Source organism: Yersinia entomophaga, assembly GCF_001656035.1.
Taxonomy (GTDB): domain Bacteria; phylum Pseudomonadota; class Gammaproteobacteria; order Enterobacterales; family Enterobacteriaceae; genus Yersinia; species Yersinia entomophaga.
Window position 1 is genome coordinate 452,296 of the sequence record NZ_CP010029.1, and the last position, 20,738, is coordinate 473,033.

Below are 20,738 nucleotides of genomic sequence, written 5' to 3' on the forward strand. Positions count from 1 at the left end.
GGTTATTGACCATTTTTGGCCGCCAGCGTGGCGAACCAAGGGGAATTAAAATCGTCAGATTGACCCCAGCCCGGAATAATTTTGCTCAGACTGGCGACGTTAACCGGCCCCGGCTGACTGGCGAGCAGAGCCTGAGGAATGGCGGCCGCGCGGAATTCATAGGTTGGCGGAGTTGCCTCTCCGGCAATTTTTTTCGCCACCAAACGCAGGTTAACCGCCCCAATTAACTTAGGATCAACCGCTACGCTGACTTTCCATGGACTATTTGCTTCGCGCATCAATTGCAAATCTTGATTTGAAATATCAATGCTATACAGTTTGATCTCATCGCGGCCATTTTCTTTCAATGCCTTGTAAGCACCTTGAGTAAAGGCATCCCAGGTGCCCCAAATAGCATCGATTTTTCCTTTTGGATACTTCGCCAAAACCGCGCCCACTTTATTCGCCGTGTCTCCCTGTACGTCAGAGGAGACGGCACCGATAGATTCCAGCTCATGAATGCCAGGATGCTGTTTTAGCAGCGCCTGATAAGCGGCCTGGCGGCGTTCCATCGGCGGGAAACCGGCAACCCATAGCTTGATAATATTGGCGTTGCCGTTGAAATCTTTCACTAACTGGCCGAATGATTCGTTAGTTAATGAGGCGTCATCTTGCTGCGTGAGGGTAACGCCGGGAATATTGCCTGAAACCGCGGTATCAAACACGGATACCGCGATGCCACTGGCGGCAATACGTTTCACCAGTTCGGTAGAATAGGGATCGCGGCCTTGAGACAAGATAATGCCGTCGTATTTTTGGCTAATAGCCTGATTGACGAAATCCTGAAAACGCGCGTCATCCCCGTTACTGAGGAAGGTATCGACTTTAAAACCCAGTTTTTTACCTTCTTTTAATACGCCGGAAAGGAACTGAGTGGTGTTGTCATCCGAACCCAGGTTGCGGATGACCGCAATTTTAATTTGTCCCTGATGATTAGCGATAGCGTTTGGCACCGGCGCCAATGTCGTGCTTTCGGCGGCAAAAAGCGGCAGGGTGATAAGCAGGCTCAAAGCCAGCAAAGGGGGGGCAATTTTCTTCATCAGGGGCTCCGTTGTGATGTTGGTAATGTGTGCAAGCAAAGGGTAATTGATTTTGTTTTTATGGCTACCTTTACGTCTGGACGTCCAGATGGTGTTTTGCATCATAACCAATTATTTTTTGATAAGGAATTAACTTTGTTATGAATTTTTGGATTTATTTATATCTTTTAGTTTGGCAGCAGTCGTCACGCCGTTTGCAGCAATTCTGTTAGAAAAAGGCATATCGGCGGAAAGCTAAAAACCAGCTGAAAAGCGAGGTTAGTCGACTATCGGAAAAGGTGATGAATGGGTACTGCGATATCTATTAAGGATCGCAGAACAGAGAAAAACCTTGTGAATAACAATGTTGTTTTGGTTTTCCAATAAGTACCTATTGATAGCACTGCATTTTTTCTATTTTTGAATTATCTACGGTATTATTGGTCAGATATTGACGTAAAGTTTATGTGATGTTCATTAAGTGAATTAAATAAATAAAAACTAAACAGTAGTTAAACAAAATGGCTTATGCCAGCCTCCTGTTAGTCAATAAAAATAGACAGCGCTAAGGGAATAGAAGTCACCATGGGTAAAGTTAGCAAGCTATTCAATCGGTCTGGAGCCGATAACCATTCGATATTTAACTATACTGATGCAGGAAACTTCTACTCGGGTTTGAGTGATAACTTATCTTTCTACTCTATGTCGCGTGGAGAGTTTTTTATTGTTTTTATGCGCTATATATTGGTGCAACCGTTGCTGCTGATTTTGCTGGATGTGTTATGGCCAGAGCAGTTTGATGATTTAATCGTTATTTCCGTACAGTCGTGGCCAGCGCTCTTGTCTTTGGTGCTGCTGATGCCGTGCTACTACCGCCTAAGATCACAGGGTTTAAGTCCCTACCTGCTCCTGGTGCATTTGTTTCCACTGATTAGCTATCTTCCTCAAAATATGTTTACGCTGCCTTTATGCGGCGCATTTATACTTTATCTGTTATTTATCAATATTTATCCGGGTTATCATTTGGACTGTGAGCGGAAAACAGAACTGAAGAATGAGCAACCAGGAGAATATCCATTTGGATTGACGTTTGTTTGTTTTTTAGTCTTGAATTTATTACCCTTTCTTTATTTGGATATGGATGACGCCGCCATTTTGTTAATTATGGTTTCGTGGATCTCTTTCCTGTTAACCAAGTTTCACTGGCCAGTTGTGGTGATAAATATTGTTGGTTCTGTGGGTGTTTTTCTTTTCCTCAGCTCTGATTTCTCAGATTTGAAGCATCATAAGAATATTATTATTAATGCGGTGATAAAAATATCACTGTTGGATTCAGTGTTATTTCTGATGTTTTCCCTCAGCCTGTTCCTGAATATGTTGTTCTGGCTGGAAGAGTACCAGCGGGATAAAGGGAAAGTGGTGAAGCAATAGCGAGAGTAATAATACTCTTTATTTCAATAGGATAAAAAAATGCCGGTCAGGTTTCCCCTCCGGCATTTTTATTTCTTGCCAGCCACACTAACCCGGCTGGCAAACTCAGAACTTATTTAACCTGCATACCAGGCTGAGCGCCGCTGTCTGGGCTAAGCAGGAAGATATCTTTCCCACCTGGGCCTGCGGCCATCACCATACCTTCGGAAATACCGAAGCGCATTTTGCGTGGAGCCAGATTAGCTACCATGACGGTCAAGCGGCCTTCTAACGCTTTAGGATCGGGATAAGCGGAGCGAATACCAGAGAATACCTGGCGAGTTTCACCGCCAAGATCCAGAGTCAGTTTCAGCAGCTTATCGGAACCTTCAACGAAATCAGCTTGTTTGATCAGCGCGATACGCATATCAACTTTGGCAAAATCATCGAAATTAATAGTGTCCTGAATAGGATCATCTGCCAACGGGCCAGTAACGACGGCGGCGGGTGCCAGATTTTCTTTAGAATCGCCAACCATCTCGTTTACTTTATCCAGATCGATTCGGTTAAACAGCGCTTTAAACGGACTAATCTGATGATTTAGCAACGGTTGCTCAATACTATTCCAGGTCAGTTCGGTATTGAGGAAGGCCTCAGTACGTTCAGTCAGCGCGGGCAGCACGGGTTTCAGGTAAGTCATCAACACGCGGAACAGGTTAATGCCCATAGAGCAAATAGCCTGTAGATCGGCATCGCGGCCTTCCTGCTTCGCGACTACCCAAGGTGCTTGCTCATCCACATAGCGGTTAGCCACGTCAGCCAGCGCCATGATTTCGCGAATGGCTCGACCGCTTTCACGGCTGTTGTAAGCCTCGGCGATAGATGCTGCTGCATCGATAAAGGTCTGATATAGCTCAGGATCGGCCAGTTTATCGGCTAATTTACCGTCGAAACGTTTATTGATAAAACCGGCGTTACGTGAGGCCAGATTCACCACTTTATTCACGATATCGGCATTCACGCGCTGTACGAAGTCTTCCAGATTCAAATCGATATCATCGATGCGTGAAGACAGTTTCGCCGCGTAGTAATAGCGCAGGCAATCGGCATCCAGATGTTTCAGGTAGGTGCCCGCTTTAATAAAGGTGCCGCGAGACTTCGACATTTTAGCGCCGTTAACCGTGACATAACCGTGTACAAACAGGTTAGTTGGTTTGCGGAAGTTACTGCCTTCCAGCATGGCCGGCCAGAACAGGCTGTGGAAGTAAACGATGTCTTTACCGATAAAGTGGTACAGCTCGGTGGTGGAGTCTTCACGCCAGAATTCATCGAAATCCAAATCGCCGCGTTTGTCGCACAGATTCTTAAATGAACCCATATAACCGATAGGCGCATCCAGCCACACATAGAAATATTTACCCGGCGCGTCCGGTACTTCAAAACCGAAGTAAGGTGCATCGCGGGAGATATCCCATTGTTGCAGACCGGAATCGAACCATTCCTGCATTTTGTTTGCCACTTGTTCTTGCAGTGCACCGGAGCGAGTCCAGGCCTGAAGCATTTCGCTGAATGCAGGCAAATCGAAGAAGAAATGTTCGGATTCACGCATTACCGGCGTAGCGCCGGAAACGGCAGATTTCGGCTCGATAAGTTCAGTCGGGCTGTAGGTCGCGCCGCAGACTTCACAGTTATCGCCGTATTGATCCGGAGCTTTACACTTCGGACAGGTACCTTTTACAAAGCGATCCGGCAGGAACATGCCTTTCTCAGGATCGTACAGCTGAGAAATGGTGCGGTTCTTAATAAAGCCGTTTTCTTTCAAACGACGATAAATCAGGCTCGACAGCTCGCGGTTTTCATCACTGTGAGTGGAGTGATAGTTGTCGTAGCTGATGCCAAAACCGGCGAAATCCTGTTGGTGTTCCTGGCTCATCTCCGCGATCATTTGCTCAGGTTCAACGCCCAATTGCTGTGCTTTCAGCATGATTGGCGTGCCGTGGGCATCATCCGCACAAATGAAATGAACCTCATTGCCGCGCATTCGCTGGAAACGGACCCAGATATCAGCCTGGATGTGCTCGAGCATATGACCGAGATGAATAGAACCGTTAGCGTATGGTAGCGCGCACGTCACCAATAATTTTTTCGCGACTTGAGCCATAGTAGGAAATTGCTTTCTGTAATAGGAATAAGGGGTCTTTGATGTTAACCGATTCGGCCGGTTGTCGCTAGGGTCAGCGGACGACTGGCGGCGCTTAAGTCAAATCAGCGGGCTTTGACGCAGTTTTTCTTTATGAACTCCACGCGATTAGCCGAGTTCTGATATGCTAAAGCTTATTGTCTTTAGGTTAATAACGATAAATTCAAGGAGCCGGGATGAGCCCAAAATCCCCCGAGCAGACCACCCCTGACCTGCTGCAATCTCAAGTTTCCAAGGTGCTTACCACCTTCACCCATCCGACGCTGCAAAAAGACCTGATCACCCTGCGCGCTTTGCATCACTGTGCGCTGTTGGATAATGTGCTGCATATCGAACTGATTATGCCTTTCGCCTGGCAATACGGATTTGAAACGCTGAAAGAAACCGTCAGCGGTGAGCTATTACAGCTAACCGGTGCCAAGGCGATCGACTGGAAGTTATCGCACAATATTACGACGCTGCGCCGTGCCAACGATCAGCCGGGGGTAAAAGGCGTGCGTAATATCGTCGCCGTCAGTTCCGGTAAAGGCGGGGTAGGGAAGTCGAGTACCGCGGTTAATCTGGCCTTAGCGCTAATTGGGGAAGGCGCTAAAGTGGGCATTCTGGATGCGGATATTTATGGCCCGTCGATTCCAAACATGCTGGGTACGATGAATGAGCGCCCAACTTCGCCGGATGGCAAGCACATGTCGCCGATCCAGGCTCATGGGCTGGCCACTAACTCTATTGGTTATTTGGTGACAGACGAAAACGCCATGGTGTGGCGCGGGCCGATGGCCAGTAAAGCGCTGATGCAGATGTTGCAGGATACGCTGTGGCCGGATCTGGATTACCTGGTGATCGATATGCCTCCGGGCACCGGCGATATTCAACTGACGCTTTCGCAGAATATTCCGGTTACCGGCGCGCTGGTCGTAACCACGCCGCAGGATATTGCCCTGATCGATGCGATGAAAGGCATTGTGATGTTTGAAAAAGTGAATGTGCCGGTGCTGGGTATTATCGAAAACATGAGCATGCATATTTGCAGCAACTGCGGTCATCTGGAGCCAATATTCGGCACCGGTGGGGCAGAGAAACTGGCCGAAAAATATCACTGCAAGCTATTGGGGCAAATTCCACTGCATATCTCTTTGCGTGAAGATTTGGATCGCGGCGAACCGACGGTTATCAGTCAGCCTGACAGCGAGTTTACCGATATTTATCGCCAACTTGCTTCAAACGTGGCGGCAGAAATGTACTGGCAAGGTGAAGCCATCCCGACGGAAATTTCTTTCCGCGCGCTATAAGATCTTCCCTAGAGCCAAAATGGCCTGTCCGTGCCTTACGCGCAGGCCATTTATTCTTTCAGCCAGGTTTTAGCCTTAAAATTCTGCTGCCAATGGGCTTATTTCCCCATTCTGCCAAATAATTCACCTATCTGGCCTGCATTGCTACGCCTTAGCGCTGGCGTCATGCCAGTGAACTCCTTATAATTGGCGCGTTCTTAGCACCCCCGTGCTTTGCCCCCCTTCACACTACGTAATCAGGTCTTTAATTTTATGACTGACAAGGCACATCAGTGCGTCATTATCGGGATTGCCGGCGCATCTGCCTCCGGGAAGAGTCTTATTGCCAGCACGCTGTATCGCGAATTGCGTGAACAGGTTGGCGATCAACATATTGGTGTTATTCCAGAAGATAGCTACTACAAAGATCAAAGCCACCTGTCGATGGAAGAGCGTGTTAAAACCAACTATGACCATCCCAACGCTATGGATCACAATCTGCTGCTACAGCATTTGCAATCGCTGAAAGCGGGCACCGCGATTGAATTGCCGCTGTATAGCTATACTGAACATACGCGTAAAGAAGAAACCGTTCGTCTCGAACCGAAAAAAGTGATTATTCTGGAAGGCATTTTGTTGCTAACTGATATTCGCCTACGTCAGGAAATGAACTTCTCTATTTTCGTCGATACTCCGCTGGATATCTGTCTGATGCGACGAATGAAGCGTGACGTGAACGAACGCGGTCGCTCCATGGAATCGGTGATGGCGCAGTACCAGAAAACCGTGCGTCCAATGTTCTTGCAGTTTATCGAACCTTCCAAGCAGTACGCTGACATTATCGTACCGCGCGGCGGCAAAAACCGTATTGCCATTGATATTCTGAAAGCCAAACTTAGCCAGTTCTTCGAGTGATATCCGTCTGGATCTTTGCTCTTTTCTATGGCAGTTTTTGTAACATACGAATTTAAATGGAGATTTGATCGATGAGACTGTGCGATCGTGATATAGAAGCGTGGTTGGATAATGGCAAGCTGGTTATCACTCCACGTCCGCCGGTAGAACGGATCAACGGCGCTACAGTCGATGTTCGCTTGGGCAACCAATTCCGCGTATTTCGCGGTCATACGGCGGCATTTATCGATTTAAGCGGCCCGAAAGATGAAGTCAGTGAAGCGCTGGATAGAGTCATGAGCGATGAGATTATCTTGCCGGAAGGTGAGGCATTCTTCTTGCATCCAGGTGAGCTGGCGCTGGCCGTAACCCACGAATCAGTCACTATTCCCGATGATTTGGTCGGTTGGCTGGACGGGCGTTCCTCTTTGGCTCGTTTAGGGTTGATGGTTCACGTTACCGCTCACCGAATCGATCCCGGCTGGCAAGGGCGTATTGTGCTGGAGTTCTATAATTCCGGTAAGCTGCCGCTGGCACTGCGTCCGGGGATGTTGATTGGCGCACTGAGCTTCGAGCCGTTATCTGGCCCGGCAGCGCGCCCGTATAACAGCCGTCAGGATGCAAAATATCGTGGTCAGCAAGGGGCGGTTGCCAGTCGTATCGATAAAGACTAAGTCGCGTTAGCCTGTATTCCTGTTTGGACAAGAGGACGTCATGAGAAGATTACTGACAACGTTAGCCATCTTGCTGGTGGTATTAGTCGCGGGGATGAGCGCGCTGGTACTTCTGGTTAATCCGAATGACTTTCGTGCCTATATGGTCAAACAGGTCGAAAAAAATAACGGTTACCGACTGGCACTGGAAGGGGATATGCGTTGGCACGTATGGCCGCGCTTAAGCATTATTTCTGGCCGAATGTCACTCACAGCACCCGGTGCTGATGCGCCGGTTGTCAGTGCAGAAAATATGCGGCTGGATGTCAAACTCTGGCCGCTACTCTCTCATCAGCTAGCGGTAAAACAGGTGATGTTGAAAGGTGCTGTGGTTCGCCTAACGCCTGATAGCGAAGCCCGTTTACAGCCAGATGCCCCTGTGGCTCCGGCGGGAAATGCGCCGGTAACGGAAAGCACATCCTGGAAGCTGGATATTGATAAGGTGCAGGTGGCCGATAGCCTGCTGATCTGGCAGCGAGATGCTGACCAAATTAATGTTCGCGATATCAATTTATTACTCGAGCAAGGCCCGCAACGTCAGGTAAAAGTCAACCTGAGCAGCCGGGTTAACCGCAATCAGCGAGATCTGACATTCTCCCTTGACGCCGACGTGGATATGCAAAATTATCCGCAACATATGGGCGCGAAAGTCAGCCAGTTTACTTACAAACTGGATGGTGCCGACGTTCCGGTTGGCGGGATTGCTGGGCAAGGTTCGCTGGTGGCGACCTACCAGCAAAATAACCAGCAGGTCAGCATTGAGCAGCTTAACGTTAGTGCCAATAATAATGTGCTAACCGGCAGCGTTCAGGCGCGGTTGGGCTTTATTCCTCACTATGATCTGGATCTGAAAAGCGACAGTCTCAATCTGGATCAACTGTTTGGCTGGCAGGCAAAAAGCGCGGACACTTCCTCATCTGCCAGCAGCAGCAAACCTTTGGTAGCCGCAGCGCCGGTTATTGCCAGTCAGGAAACCGACGTGGGTCGGGATTTACAAGGGCTGCGTGATTTCACTGCCAAACTGGCATTAACCGCGACCAATCTGGTTTATCGCGGAATTAGCGTGAATCAATTTAACGTGCTGGCGGATAATCAGCAGGGAAAACTGTCGGTGAGCCGTCTGTCCGGTCAGGCATTAAAGGGTGAGTTTTCTTTCCCCGGCACTTTGGATGTCACCGGTAAGCGCTTACTCATTGCTGTTGAACCAACCATTAATCATGTGGATCTGGGGCCGGTGTTACAGGCTGCGGAATTGCCATTGGTCCTGACTGGGCAATTCTCGATGACTGGTCAGTTATCCGGCGAAGGGTTTGGCGTGGAGTCCTTTAGCCGCCGTTGGAACGGCGATGCGAAACTTTCAATGGCCAATGCCCAACTGCACGGCATTAATATCCAGCAGCTAATACAGCAGGCGGTCACGCGTAGCACTAGCGACGTGACCGCGGCGGAGCGTCTTGAACGCTATACCGAAGTCAGTCGTCTACAGACTCAATTGGCACTCAATAAAGGTTTATTGAAAGTCAGCGAGCTGAACGCGGATTCGGCTCTGATTTCGCTAAAAGGCAATGGTTCGCTGAACTTACCGGGGCAACAAGCCGATATGAATTTGGCGGTCCGTGTTATTCAGGGCTGGAATGGTCAGGATAAGCTGGTTAAAACGCTGCAAAATACCGATATTCCGCTGCGTATTTACGGCCCGTGGGCGAGTTTGAAATATCAGTTAGACGTAGAGCAGTTACTGCGCAAAGAATTGCAGCAACGAGCGAAAAGCGCTCTCAATGAATGGGCGGAGCGTAATAAAGATAAGCGCAACGGTCAGGATTTGAAAAAGTTGCTGGATAAACTGTAATTACATTTCGGGTTGGCAGTGGGGAATCCGGCTGCCAGCCTATTTTGGTTGATAAATTGTTATTTTATTGTTTGTACCTCTAACGTTTTTCCCCCTTAAAGCTAGACTTCTCATCACAGATTCCCTCTTCTGTATAAAATCCCTGCTTATCCTTGATAGATGTCATAAACTCGCGGACTGACTTTAGGCAGAGTGCAGAACGTATTTTTGTCCAATTCACGAAGAAAATAATACCCGGATGCGCTAAGTTCCGGCCTGTATCGGGTAAGAGAGGATTAATGTTGGATCTATTGATTGGGGTGGTTGTGGCGGTAGGCGTTGGCCGCTATATCATTAAGGGCTATTCAGCTACTGGGGTGCTGATGGTCGGTGGTTTACTGTTGCTGATAATCAGCGCACTGATGGGAAAAAGCGTGTTACCGGCCAGCGCCACGTCAACCGGCTGGCGGGCTACTGACATTGTTGAGTATGTCAAAATCCTGTTGATGAGCCGCGGTGGCGATCTCGGCATGATGATCATGATGCTGTGCGGGTTTGCTGCCTACATGACGCACATTGGTGCCAATGATGTGGTGGTGAAGATTGCCTCCAAGCCGCTGCAAATGATTAACTCGCCGTATTTGTTAATGGTCGCCGCGTATATTGTGGCTTGCCTGATGTCACTGGCGGTTTCTTCAGCTACCGGGCTGGGCGTATTACTGATGGCAACCTTGTTCCCGGTTATGGTGAACGTGGGCATTAGCCGTGGCGCCGCAGCGGCAATTTGCGCCTCGCCGGCGGCGATTATTCTGGCTCCTACTTCTGGTGACGTCGTGCTGGCGGCAAAAGCATCGGAAATGCCACTGGTTGATTTCGCTTTTAAAACGACTTTGCCAATCTCTATCGCCGCGATTGTTTGTATGGCGATAGCGCATTTCTTCTGGCAACGTTACCTGGATAATAAAAGTCAGGAAAAGCATGAAATGATGGATGTGAATGAGATCACAACCAATGCGCCGAGCTTTTATGCCATTTTACCCTTTACGCCGATTATTGGCGTGCTGATTTTTGACGGAAAATGGGGACCAGAGCTACACATTATTACCGTTCTGGTGATTTGTATGTTGTTGGCCGCGGTTATTGAATTTGTGCGCAGTTTCAGCGCTAAAACGGTATTCGCCGGTCTGGAAGTGGCCTATCGCGGAATGGCGGACGCTTTTGCCACCGTCGTAATGCTGTTGGTGGCGGCGGGCGTATTTGCTCAAGGGCTGAGTACGGTTGGTTTCATCAGTGGGCTGATTGGACTAGCTCAATCCTTTGGGACTGGCGGCATAGTGATGATGCTGGTGCTGGTCACTATTACCATGCTGGCGGCAATGACTACTGGCTCAGGTAATGCACCTTTCTATGCCTTCGTCGAGCTGATCCCGAAACTGGCGGCTCAAATGGGGATAAACCCAGCCTATCTGGTTATCCCGATGCTACAGGCGTCAAACCTGGGACGCACCTTGTCACCGGTTTCTGGCGTAGTGGTTGCGGTTGCGGGGATGGCGAAAATATCACCGTTTGAAGTGGTAAAACGTACTTCAGTACCGGTTCTGGTCGGATTGGTGGTGGTTATCGTGGCGACCGAAATTCTGGTTCCACTGCGTTAAGACTTAAATAGATTAAGCAGTTAGACAGGGTGTTAAATGGATAGCGTCAGGCATAATACGTCAGAGCCTGACGCTATCGGCAGTTTCATTTCTTATACTTCGTCGTCCGGTTCCGGCACTTTCAGCGGAGTAATTTTCACTTTTAGAATCCGGTGGCTGCTCACTTCCTGCGGCTCAAACAGATAATCCCCGATCTGCAATTGCTCACCGACCTGAGGAATACGCTGGGTGTGTTCCATCAATAATCCCGCCAGCGTGTGATATTCCCTTTTTTCATCAATAGGTAAGGGTAAATACATCACCAAATCCTCGAGCGGCATATAACCGTTGGCAATCCAGGTACCGTCATCGATTTGCTGAATATCATGACGAGCATCCGGTACTTCACCGGCTACCGGCAGATTACCAGCGATGGTTTCCATCACGTCGGTTAATGTCACTACGCCTTCAATGGATCCAAACTCATCAACCACAAACGCGAAATGGGTTTGCGCCTGACGGAACTGCTCCAAAGCCATTAGCAGTGAAACTTGCTCAGGGAAAATCAGCGGCTGACGAATCAGTGCGCGTAAATCCAGTTTCTCTTGCGAAAGCTGCTGTTTTAATAGGTCAATAACGTGTACGACCCCTAAAGGCTCGTCGGTGGTGCTATCTTCGGTCACCACAATTCGGGTATGCAGATTTTTAGTCAGCAGAGCAGTTAGTTTTTCCGGTGGATCGTTCAGATCCAGATATTCCACGTCGTGGCGTGAAGTCATGATGCTGCTGACCGTTCGCTGAGCTAGTCCCAATACGCGCTCGATCATGCGCCGTTCCTGCTGGTTAAAGACTTCCTGATTTTGGCGCCCTTGATCTGCAATCAGGCTGGCGGTGTGGTTATCCAGCCCGGCTTCTTCATGTTTACCACTCAAGATCCGCAGTACCGCTTCTGCGGTTCGTTCACGCAGAGGACGCGCCGAGGTGAGGAAACGACGGCGGTTAAACTGCGCGAACTGATTCAGTGATTCAATAATTACTGAGAAACCAATAGCTGCATACAGGTAGCCTTTCGGAATATGATAGCCAAAACCTTCTGCGACTAAGCTAAAGCCGATCATCAGCAGGAAGCTTAAACACAAAATAACAATGGTTGGATGCGCGTTAACAAAACGAGTCAATGGCTTGCTGGCCAATAGCATCATGCCGATAGCAATGATTACGGCCGCCATCATGACCGCCAAATGGTCAACCATTCCGACCGCGGTGATGACAGAATCCAATGAGAAAATGGCATCCAGCACCACGATCTGCGCCACTACCGGCCAGAATTTTGCGGTTTTACGCTGATTATTTTGCTGGTGATCTTTACCTTCCAGCCGTTCATTTAGCTCCATAGTGGCTTTGAACAGCAGGAAAATCCCCCCAATCAGCATGATCAAGTCTCTGGCGCTGAAAGGGTGCTCGGCAAGAGTCACCAGCGGTGCAGTGAGCGTCGCCAGCCAAGAGATGCAGGCCAGCAGTACCAAACGCATCGCTAAAGCGCAAAGCAGCCCGGTGACTCGTGCTTTATCCCGAAGATGACGGGGGAGTTTATCTGCCAAAATGGCTATAAAGATGAGGTTATCAATGCCTAATACAATTTCTAGCACGATTAGCGTTGCCAATCCGGCCCAAATTGTTGGATCCATGATCCATTCCATATGCCCAGTTTCACCTTCTATTTCTACGGCTTATGCCGCAGTCAGAATAATGGGCGCTGATCGGGTAAAATTCAACTCTCAATAGCCTCGGGGCCAAGAACTGCGGGGGAATTGACCGAAGTGATGAGTCATTATCCGAAAATTAGACAGGTATATCGTAATGAGGCTGAGATTATCCTAAGGTAAAGTTAATTAGTGGGTTAGCCTATTGTTTACATGATCTAGAATGAACTTAATAAGCAACATGGTTTTATCGGTGACAGATGCAAAAAAAATGACGATAGATACCTTGCTTGCTAATATATGGCGGATAAATATAGAGTGATTTTTACTCATCCATTTATCTGATTTGTAATAGATTGAGATACATTTTTGCTGTGGAACTGACCTGTTTAGGCATACATTCTCACTCTTGCTAAAAATGTGCCACCGCACTGAATTTAACTGGTTGATAGCTCGCCGCAGTAGGTTGTCTGAGAATAAGGTAGGGCAGATGAAGAAGAATTTGAAGGCTGTAATTCCTGTGGCTGGTCTTGGCACTCGAATGTTGCCAGCGACCAAGGCAATTCCGAAAGAAATGTTGCCGGTCGTGGATAAACCATTGATTCAATATATCGTGAATGAATGCGTAGCCGCCGGAATTAAAGATATCGTTCTGGTCAGTCACTCATCGAAAAATGCGATAGAAAACCATTTTGATACCTCATTTGAGCTAGAAGTTACGCTAGAGTCACGAGTAAAACGACAGTTACTTAATGAAGTGCAAAATATTTGCCCGCCGGATGTCACAATTATGCAAGTGCGTCAGGGGCAGGCCAAAGGGCTGGGGCACGCAGTGCTGTGCGCGCAGCCAATGGTCGGTGATTCGCCTTTTATTGTGCTCTTGCCGGATGTGTTACTGGATGATTCTACTGCCGACCTGTCGCGGGAAAACCTGGCCAGCATGATTAAGCGTTTTGAGGAAACCGGCCATAGCCAGATTATGGTGGAGCCTGTTCCGCAGCAAGATGTGTCTAAATACGGCATTGCAGATTGCGGTAACGTGAAACTGCAGCCGGGCGACAGTAGTCTGATGGCCGCCGTAGTCGAAAAGCCAAGCGTGGCGGAAGCGCCGTCAAATCTGGCGGTCGTTGGGCGTTATGTGTTGTCCGCGGATATCTGGCCACTGCTAAAGAAAACGCCGAGCGGAGCGGGCGGCGAAATTCAGCTGACCGATGCTATTGCTATGCTGATGGAGCAGCAACCGGTAGAAGCATTCCATATGACGGGCAAATCCCATGATTGCGGCGATAAACTTGGTTATATGAAAGCTTTTGTGGCCTACGGTGTTCGCCATGATACAGAAGGCGAAAAATTCTCTGCCTGGTTAAAACAGCAAATAGACGCATAACGCAGAATCCGCGCGTAATTTTTGAATAACAGGCTTTATTTGCATGAAAACTCGTTAGGTGAATATGACTAAATTAAAAGCAGTCATCCCGGTTGCCGGCTTAGGTATGAGAATGCTGCCAGCAACCAAAGCCATTCCAAAAGAAATGCTGCCAATCGTTGATAAGCCGCTGATTCAACACGTTGTTAACGAATGTGTTGCCGCAGGTATCACCGATATTATTTTGATCACACATTCCTCAAAAAATGCCATAGAAAACCATTTTGATACTTCCTACGAATTGGAGGCGATGCTGGAAGCTCGAGTGAAGCGCCAGCTGCTGGAGGATGTGCAATCTATCTGCCCGCCGGGTGTAACCATTATGCATATTCGTCAGGGTCACCCGGAAGGACTCGGCCACGCAGTGCTGTGTGCTAAGCCGCTGATCGACGGTCAACCTTTCGTGGTTCTGCTGCCTGACGTCCTCATTGATGACGCTAAGTCTGATTTGACCAAAGATAATCTGGCTCAGATGATAACGCGTTTTGAAGATACCGGCGCAAGTCAGGTGCTGGTTCAGCCAATGTCTGTTGAAGAGCTGCCAAACTACTCGGTCATTACCTGCGAAGCGCCGGGGCTGGCTCCGGGTGAGGCAAGCCCGATAGTGGATATGCAAGAAAAGCCAGAAAATCTGACCGGAATGAAGTCAAACCTGTCAGCGGTTGGCCGTTACGTTCTTTCCGCCGATATCTGGCCACTGTTAGAGAAAACCGAACCGGGTGCCTGGGGACGTATTCAGCTGACTGATGCTATTGCTGCGTTGAATGCTCTACAACCGGTGGATGCGGTAGCGTTGACCGGTCAGGCTTATAACTGTGGCGAAAAACTGGGTTATATGCAGGCCTATGTTGCTTACGGTTTGCGTCATCCGGTTCAGGGGGATGAGTTCAAGGCCTGGTTAAAGGATTTTGTGTCTTAATCCGCTGAAATGATCGTAAATCAGGCAACCGTTAGGTTGCCTTTTCTTTTGGGACGGCGATTATTTTGCCTCAGGCAAACGACTGCGTACAGCAACTGGCCGGTTGTGCTGTCTATCGCACCAATCACTACCCACCTGACATAATCCTGAGTTAACATGTTTCCCACTGCAAAAACCTGCGGGCTTATCGGCCAATCGCGGGTGTCATCCTTTAGACAGGAGTTTTTTTAATGTCCAAACAACAGATCGGCGTTGTCGGTATGGCGGTAATGGGCCGTAACCTGGCGCTTAACATCGAAAGCCGCGGCTATTCCGTTTCCATCTTTAACCGTTCATCAGATAAAACCGACGAAGTGGTTGCTGAAAACCCAGGAAAAAATCTGGTGCCGAGTTATACCGTTGAAGAGTTTGTGGATTCACTGGAAAAACCGCGTCGTATTTTGCTGATGGTGAAAGCAGGTGAAGCTACTGACAAAACTATCGCGTCGCTGACTCCTCACCTCGATAAAGGTGACATTTTGATCGACGGCGGTAATACCTATTACAAAGACACCATTCGTCGTAACCGCGAACTGTCTGAGCAGGGCTTTAACTTCATCGGTACCGGCGTGTCCGGCGGTGAAGAGGGTGCCCTGAAAGGCCCTTCAATTATGCCTGGCGGTCAGAAAGAAGCTTATGAACTGGTTGCTCCAATTCTGGAAAAAATTGCCGCTCGTGCTGATGACGGCGAAGCCTGCGTAGCTTATATCGGCGCTGACGGTGCTGGTCACTATGTGAAAATGGTGCACAACGGTATCGAATATGGCGATATGCAGCTGATCGCTGAAGCTTATTCTCTGCTGAAACAAGCGCTGGGTCTGAATAATGAAGAACTGGCTGCGACTTTCTCCGAATGGAATAAGGGCGAGCTGAATAGCTACCTGATTGACATCACAAAAGATATCTTCACCAAGAAAGATGAAGAAGGTAAATATCTGGTTGATGTGATTCTGGATGAAGCCGCAAACAAAGGTACCGGTAAGTGGACCAGCCAGAGTTCTCTGGATCTGGGTGAACCTTTGACTCTGATCACCGAGTCCGTCTTTGCTCGTTACCTTTCTTCCCTGAAAGATCAACGTGTTGCTGCATCTAAAGTGTTGACCGGCCCAACGGTTAAAGCTTTCGAAGGTAATAAAGCAGAGTTTATCGAAAAAGTTCGCCGCGCGCTGTATCTGGGTAAAATTGTTTCTTACGCTCAGGGCTTCTCTCAGCTGAAAGCGGCTTCCGACGAGAATAACTGGGATCTGCACTACGGTGAGATTGCTAAGATCTTCCGCGCTGGCTGTATCATTCGCGCGCAATTCCTGCAAAAAATCACCGATGCTTATGCAGATAATCCTAAGATTGCAAACCTGCTGTTGGCTCCTTACTTCAAACAGATCGCTGATGAATATCAGCAAGCGCTGCGTGACGTTGCGTCTTATGCGGTTCAGAACGGCATCCCAACGCCTACCTTCTCTGCTGCAATCAACTACTACGACAGCTATCGTTCTGCCGTACTGCCTGCCAACCTGATTCAGGCGCAGCGCGACTACTTCGGTGCGCATACTTACAAACGCACTGATAAAGAAGGCGTTTTCCACACTGAGTGGATGGAATAATTGCTTAGTTTAGCGATATAAGCGTGAATGCATGATATTTGGCAGCGCCCATCATTGTAACTGATAATCCGTTAGCCTGATGATGTGAGCTGCCCGTAATAGAACGTTTCTTGCAAACTATGCCTTAATCTGTAACAGCAATAGCCAGATTTCGCTAACGAATAGATAGTTCTAATGATGTATTGACCAGATCTGTCGTAATAAACAGCCCTCGCAGATTAAAATGTGAGGGCTTTTTTACGTCGAAATGCCATTGATAACGGGAAGGCTATTTCTCGTGGCGTTCCCGTAGGCGGCCGATCACTTTACTGAGATCCAAATTCTGATCTTGCAGCAGAACCAGCAAATGATAAATCAGATCGGACGCTTCATTCGTCAGTTCTTCTCGATCGTTTACCGTTGCCGCTAGCGCGGTTTCTACACCTTCTTCCCCAACTTTCTGGGCGATACGCTTGGTGCCGCTGGCGTAGAGGCTGGCGGTATAAGAACTTTCAGGATCGGCGTTTTTACGTTCAGCTAGCAATTGTTCGAGCTGATACAGGAAACCCCAGTCGCTAGCTGCCGGCGAAAAGCAGCTGTTATTGCCTAAATGGCAGGTTGGGCCAATCGGATTCACTAAAATCAAGAGGGTATCGTTATCGCAGTCAGGGTAGATATTGACTACGTTGAGGAAATGGCCAGAGCTTTCGCCTTTAGTCCATAGACGCTGTTTGGTGCGGGAGTAAAAGGTGACTTTGCCTGATTTCTCCGTTGCTGCCAGCGCTTCCCGATTCATGTATCCCATCATCAGAACTTCACCGGAGACGGCATGCTGAACGATAGCGGGCATCATGTTATCGACTTTTTTCCAATCTAGCTGGTTGATCTGTTGTTCAGTTAACACACTCTTATCTCCACGCCTTGTTCAGACAAATAGGTTTTTAACTCGCCAATATTAATGATCTGTTTATGGAATACCGATGCTGCTAAAGCGCCATCGACGTCCGCATCGCGGAAGGCTTGCAGGAAATGTTCCGGCGTACCCGCGCCGCCGGATGCGATCAAGGGTACACGGCAAATGGCGCGCATTTGTTTGAGCTGACGTAAGTCATAGCCGTTGCGTACTCCATCCTGATTCATCATATTCAGAACAATTTCACCGGCGCCGCGTAACTGTACTTCACGAATCCAGTCTTCGGTTTGCCAGGTGGTGGCTTTGGTGCGTTTTTCATCGCCGGTAAATTGATAAACCTGATAACTATCGCTTTCGGCGTCGTACCAGGTATCAATCCCGACGACGATGCACTGTACGCCATAGCGTTCGGCCAAACGAGTGATCAAGGTTGGATCGGCCAGAGCCGGAGAATTGATAGAGATCTTATCTGCGCCGTAAGTCAGGATCTGGCCAGCATCCTCGACGCTCTTAATACCACCAGCAACGCAAAAAGGAATATCGATCACTTCGGCAACGCGAGCTACCCAGCTTTTATCCACGACCCGACCATCGGATGATGCGGTGATATCATAAAACACCAGTTCATCTGCGCCTTCTGCGGCGTAACGCTGTGCCAGAGGAACGATATCGCCGATGATTTCATGGTTGCGAAACTGAACGCCTTTGACAACCTGCCCGTCTTTCACATCCAGACAGGGAATTATGCGTTTTGCCAGCATGCGATCGCCTCCTTCACATTAAATTTACCGTCTAGTAAGGCGCGGCCTACAATAACGCCTTGTACTCCGCTGGAGCGTAGTCTGGCAATATCGTCCAGACAGCCAATCCCACCAGAGGCTTGAAAAGCCACTTGTGGATAGCTGGCGCAGACTTCCTGATACAGTTCGACGTTAGAACCTGCCAGCGTGCCGTCGCGAGATATATCGGTGCAAAGGACGTGTTTCAGACCAAAAGGCAGGTATTGTTCGATAATTTGTTCTAGTGTGACGTTGGAGTTTTCCTGCCAGCCGCTGATAGCTACTTCTTTACGGCCGGTTTTATCAATACGCACATCCAACGCCAGGACAATCGCATCGGCTCCGTAACGTTCAAACCAGCTCTGTACCAACTCTGGCTGCCTGACCGCCGTTGAACCAATCACCACGCGGGTGGCGCCAGCCTTCAACAAGGCTGCTACATCCTGTTCATTACGAATGCCGCCGCCGACCTGCACCGGTACTTCTACGCCGGCCAGTAGCTCACGTAATAATGGGATCTGGCGGGCCGCAGGATCTTTAGCTCCGGTTAAGTCGACCAGATGTAAAACCTGCGCGCCTTGCTGCTGATAATCCTGTAAACGCGGCAATGGGTGATTGCCGTAATCGCGCTGTTGGCCGTAGTCGCCCTGATGCAAACGCACCACTTTGCCTTCGATCAAATCCAAAGCGGGAATAATCATGGTGCCTACATCTCCAAAAAGTTTTTCAGCAATTGTGCGCCTGCTGCACCCGAACGTTCCGGATGAAACTGCACGCCAAAGAAGTTGTCTTTTTCAACCGCGGCGGTAAACGGCTCGCCGTAGTTGGCCTGGGCGATGGTATTTGGACATATTGGCATCGCATATCCGTGGACAAAATAGAAGTAGGTGCCATCGGCAATGCCGCGGAACAGATGATTACCTGCCTGAGCAGAAATCTGATTCCAACCCATATGCGGTAGCGGTAAGCCAAAATCGGTCATGAGTTTTACCGGTGCATCGATGATACCCAAGGTGTCGATACCGCCGCTTTCTTCACTGTGGCTAGCCAAAAGCTGCATGCCCAGACAAATCCCCAGAACCGGCTGAGTACAGGCTTTAATCAACTCGATCAGTTCTCGCTCTTTGAGCTGTTCCATGGCGGCATGGGCGGTACCTACGCCGGGCAAAAACAGCTTATCGGCTCGTAGTGCGATGTCCGGATCGCGGCTAATGACCGGTTCATAGCCCAAACGTTGAACGGCGTAGGTCACGGAGGAGAGATTGGCGCATCCGGTGTCCAGAATGACCACGTTCATTACAGCACTCCTTTCGAGCTTGGCAGCGTATTGCCTTCGACGCGAATGGCCTGACGCAGCGTGCGGCCAAAGACCTTAAACAAACTCTCAACTCGGTGGTGATCGTTGCGACCTTTGGTTTTCAGGTGCAGGGTACAGGCCATGGCGTAAGACAGCGAACGGAAGAAGTGCTCAACCATTTCGGTGCTTAAATCCCCAACGCGCTGATAATTAAATTCGGCTTTATATTCCAGATGCGGGCGGCCTGAGATATCCAGTGCGCAGCGCGCCAGACATTCGTCCATCGGTAGTACAAAACCGAAACGGCCAATACCACGTTTGTCACCCAGCGCACTGTTAATGGCTTCACCTAGCGCTAATGCGGTGTCTTCCACGGTGTGGTGATCGTCGATATAAAGATCGCCGCTAACCTGAATATCCATACGGAATCCGCCGTGGGTGGCTATCTGATCCAACATATGATCGAAGAAACCTACGCCAGTTTTGATTTTGCTGCCACCTTCCCGATCCAGCCACACGTTCACATCAATGGCCGTTTCTTTGGTCACGCGGTTAACGTGAGCGTGGCGATCTCGCTGAGTCAACTGTTTGGCTATCTGTGACCAGTTCAGACCATCACGTTGATAGCGCAGTCCACTGATGCCCATATTTTCGGCCAGCTGTAGATCGGTTTCTCTATCGCCAATCACATAGCTATTGGCTCCGTTCATCACGCCGTCGGTCAAATAGTTTTCTACCAGTGCCGTCTTAGGCTTGCGACAGGCGCAGTTATCTGCCGGGAGGTGCGGACAAATTAAGACGTCTTCGAAGTGGATGCCTTGGGAAGTAAAAATCTGCATCATCAAACTGTGCGGCGGATCGAAGGATTCCTGAGGGAAACTGTCCGTTCCCAGTCCATCCTGATTAGTGATCATCACCAGTTTGTAACCGGCTTTTTGCAGAGCCAGCAGAGCAGGTATCACTTCCGGTTCCAGCGCCAGTTTATCCAGCCGATCAACCTGATAGTCTTCTGGCGGTTCAGCAATCAGGGTGCCGTCGCGGTCAATAAAAAGAAATTTCTGGCTCATAACGTTCCCT

The 20,738-nt window shown here is 49.0% G+C and carries 17 protein-coding genes; 9 read left to right on the forward strand and 8 right to left on the reverse strand.

Translation table 11 applies throughout. The features are described 5' to 3' along the window. Positions 1–2: 2 nt before the first annotated feature. Positions 3–1,079 carry a sugar ABC transporter substrate-binding protein gene (locus PL78_RS02200; protein ID WP_064512744.1) on the reverse strand — a complete coding sequence of 359 codons (1,077 nt, stop codon included), beginning with the start codon at positions 1,077–1,079 and terminating at the stop codon, positions 3–5. A 564-nt stretch (positions 1,080–1,643) separates the two neighbouring features. Here PL78_RS02200 and PL78_RS02205 point away from each other — a divergent pair. Further along, complete coding sequence (locus PL78_RS02205) at positions 1,644–2,489, forward strand: hypothetical protein (protein WP_084414267.1); 846 nt, start codon at positions 1,644–1,646, stop codon at positions 2,487–2,489. A 112-nt stretch (positions 2,490–2,601) separates the two neighbouring features. Here the strand turns inward: PL78_RS02205 and metG are convergent, their stop codons facing one another. Beyond that, complete coding sequence (gene metG / locus PL78_RS02210) at positions 2,602–4,629, reverse strand: methionine--tRNA ligase (protein WP_064512746.1); 2,028 nt, start codon at positions 4,627–4,629, stop codon at positions 2,602–2,604. Positions 4,630–4,844: 215 nt separating this feature from the next. Here metG and apbC point away from each other — a divergent pair, with 215 nt between their 5' ends. The 5 genes from apbC (at position 4,845) to dcuC (ending at position 11,026) form a co-directional block, all read left to right on the forward strand. Continuing rightward, a complete protein-coding gene (gene apbC / locus PL78_RS02215) occupies positions 4,845–5,957 on the forward strand; it encodes an iron-sulfur cluster carrier protein ApbC (RefSeq protein WP_064512748.1) in 1,113 nt (370 codons plus the stop codon). A gap of 252 nt (positions 5,958–6,209) precedes the next feature. Beyond that, the gene (udk, locus tag PL78_RS02220; RefSeq protein ID WP_064512750.1) at positions 6,210–6,851 is read left to right on the forward strand and encodes a uridine kinase; all 642 of its coding nucleotides are present in this window, start codon (positions 6,210–6,212) and stop codon (positions 6,849–6,851) included. A 71-nt stretch (positions 6,852–6,922) separates the two neighbouring features. Next, positions 6,923–7,504, forward strand: a complete 582-nt coding sequence (dcd, locus tag PL78_RS02225; protein ID WP_049596596.1) for a dCTP deaminase — start codon at positions 6,923–6,925, stop codon at positions 7,502–7,504. Between the two features lie 40 nt (positions 7,505–7,544). Further along, positions 7,545–9,392, forward strand: a complete 1,848-nt coding sequence (gene asmA, locus PL78_RS02230) for an outer membrane assembly protein AsmA (protein ID WP_064512752.1) — start codon at positions 7,545–7,547, stop codon at positions 9,390–9,392. A gap of 278 nt (positions 9,393–9,670) precedes the next feature. Beyond that, positions 9,671–11,026, forward strand: a complete 1,356-nt coding sequence (dcuC, locus tag PL78_RS02235; RefSeq protein WP_049596594.1) for an anaerobic C4-dicarboxylate transporter DcuC — start codon at positions 9,671–9,673, stop codon at positions 11,024–11,026. Positions 11,027–11,118: 92 nt separating this feature from the next. Here the strand turns inward: dcuC and PL78_RS02240 are convergent, their stop codons facing one another. Next, positions 11,119–12,705, reverse strand: coding sequence for a TerC family protein (locus PL78_RS02240; RefSeq protein ID WP_064512754.1), 1,587 nt, complete (start codon positions 12,703–12,705; stop codon positions 11,119–11,121). A gap of 493 nt (positions 12,706–13,198) precedes the next feature. Between PL78_RS02240 and galU the strand changes: the two genes are divergently transcribed. From galU to gndA, 3 genes are all read left to right on the forward strand, one after another. Then, on the forward strand, positions 13,199–14,095 hold the full coding sequence (gene galU / locus PL78_RS02245; protein WP_064512756.1) for a UTP--glucose-1-phosphate uridylyltransferase GalU: 897 nt from the start codon (positions 13,199–13,201) through the stop codon (positions 14,093–14,095). A 64-nt stretch (positions 14,096–14,159) separates the two neighbouring features. Further along, positions 14,160–15,053 (forward strand): UTP--glucose-1-phosphate uridylyltransferase, encoded by an 894-nt coding sequence (locus PL78_RS02250; RefSeq protein ID WP_064512758.1) that lies wholly within the window; start codon positions 14,160–14,162, stop codon positions 15,051–15,053. A gap of 230 nt (positions 15,054–15,283) precedes the next feature. Next, positions 15,284–16,693 (forward strand): NADP-dependent phosphogluconate dehydrogenase, encoded by a 1,410-nt coding sequence (gndA, locus tag PL78_RS02255; protein WP_064512760.1) that lies wholly within the window; start codon positions 15,284–15,286, stop codon positions 16,691–16,693. A 268-nt stretch (positions 16,694–16,961) separates the two neighbouring features. On the opposite strand, the gene hisIE is transcribed toward gndA, so the two are convergent. From hisIE to hisB, 5 genes are read right to left on the reverse strand one after another with little or no spacing between them, the layout of a single operon-like run. Beyond that, on the reverse strand, positions 16,962–17,576 hold the full coding sequence (gene hisIE / locus PL78_RS02260; RefSeq protein ID WP_064512762.1) for a bifunctional phosphoribosyl-AMP cyclohydrolase/phosphoribosyl-ATP diphosphatase HisIE: 615 nt from the start codon (positions 17,574–17,576) through the stop codon (positions 16,962–16,964). After that, complete coding sequence (hisF, locus tag PL78_RS02265; RefSeq protein WP_064512764.1) at positions 17,570–18,346, reverse strand: imidazole glycerol phosphate synthase subunit HisF; 777 nt, start codon at positions 18,344–18,346, stop codon at positions 17,570–17,572. Before hisF ends, hisIE begins: the two co-directional genes overlap by 7 nt. Beyond that, positions 18,328–19,065 carry a 1-(5-phosphoribosyl)-5-[(5-phosphoribosylamino)methylideneamino]imidazole-4-carboxamide isomerase gene (gene hisA / locus PL78_RS02270; RefSeq protein WP_064512766.1) on the reverse strand — a complete coding sequence of 246 codons (738 nt, stop codon included), beginning with the start codon at positions 19,063–19,065 and terminating at the stop codon, positions 18,328–18,330. Before hisA ends, hisF begins: the two co-directional genes overlap by 19 nt. Positions 19,066–19,070: 5 nt before the next feature. Further along, on the reverse strand, positions 19,071–19,661 hold the full coding sequence (hisH, locus tag PL78_RS02275) for an imidazole glycerol phosphate synthase subunit HisH (protein WP_064512768.1): 591 nt from the start codon (positions 19,659–19,661) through the stop codon (positions 19,071–19,073). Next, positions 19,661–20,728: a bifunctional histidinol-phosphatase/imidazoleglycerol-phosphate dehydratase HisB gene (gene hisB / locus PL78_RS02280; protein ID WP_064512770.1), complete on the reverse strand. Its 1,068-nt coding sequence runs from the start codon at positions 20,726–20,728 to the stop codon at positions 19,661–19,663. Before hisB ends, hisH begins: the two co-directional genes overlap by 1 nt. Positions 20,729–20,738: the final 10 nt, after the last annotated feature.

Excerpts from the sequence above, each read along its gene's own strand:
- dcd (WP_049596596.1), top strand. The coding sequence starts at position 6,923 with ATGAGACTGTGCGATCGTGATATAGAAGCGTGGTTGGATAATGGCAAG.
- gndA (WP_064512760.1), top strand. The coding sequence starts at position 15,284 with ATGTCCAAACAACAGATCGGCGTTGTCGGTATGGCGGTAATGGGCCGT.
- hisF (WP_064512764.1), bottom strand. The coding sequence starts at position 18,346 with ATGCTGGCAAAACGCATAATTCCCTGTCTGGATGTGAAAGACGGGCAG.
- PL78_RS02200 (WP_064512744.1), bottom strand. The coding sequence starts at position 1,079 with ATGAAGAAAATTGCCCCCCCTTTGCTGGCTTTGAGCCTGCTTATCACC.
- metG (WP_064512746.1), bottom strand. The coding sequence starts at position 4,629 with ATGGCTCAAGTCGCGAAAAAATTATTGGTGACGTGCGCGCTACCATAC.
- galU (WP_064512756.1), top strand. The coding sequence starts at position 13,199 with ATGAAGAAGAATTTGAAGGCTGTAATTCCTGTGGCTGGTCTTGGCACT.
- PL78_RS02250 (WP_064512758.1), top strand. The coding sequence starts at position 14,160 with ATGACTAAATTAAAAGCAGTCATCCCGGTTGCCGGCTTAGGTATGAGA.
- asmA (WP_064512752.1), top strand. The coding sequence starts at position 7,545 with ATGAGAAGATTACTGACAACGTTAGCCATCTTGCTGGTGGTATTAGTC.
- hisH (WP_064512768.1), bottom strand. The coding sequence starts at position 19,661 with ATGAACGTGGTCATTCTGGACACCGGATGCGCCAATCTCTCCTCCGTG.
- PL78_RS02205 (WP_084414267.1), top strand. The coding sequence starts at position 1,644 with ATGGGTAAAGTTAGCAAGCTATTCAATCGGTCTGGAGCCGATAACCAT.
- apbC (WP_064512748.1), top strand. The coding sequence starts at position 4,845 with ATGAGCCCAAAATCCCCCGAGCAGACCACCCCTGACCTGCTGCAATCT.
- dcuC (WP_049596594.1), top strand. The coding sequence starts at position 9,671 with ATGTTGGATCTATTGATTGGGGTGGTTGTGGCGGTAGGCGTTGGCCGC.
- hisA (WP_064512766.1), bottom strand. The coding sequence starts at position 19,065 with ATGATTATTCCCGCTTTGGATTTGATCGAAGGCAAAGTGGTGCGTTTG.
- udk (WP_064512750.1), top strand. The coding sequence starts at position 6,210 with ATGACTGACAAGGCACATCAGTGCGTCATTATCGGGATTGCCGGCGCA.
- PL78_RS02240 (WP_064512754.1), bottom strand. The coding sequence starts at position 12,705 with ATGGAATGGATCATGGATCCAACAATTTGGGCCGGATTGGCAACGCTA.
- hisB (WP_064512770.1), bottom strand. The coding sequence starts at position 20,728 with ATGAGCCAGAAATTTCTTTTTATTGACCGCGACGGCACCCTGATTGCT.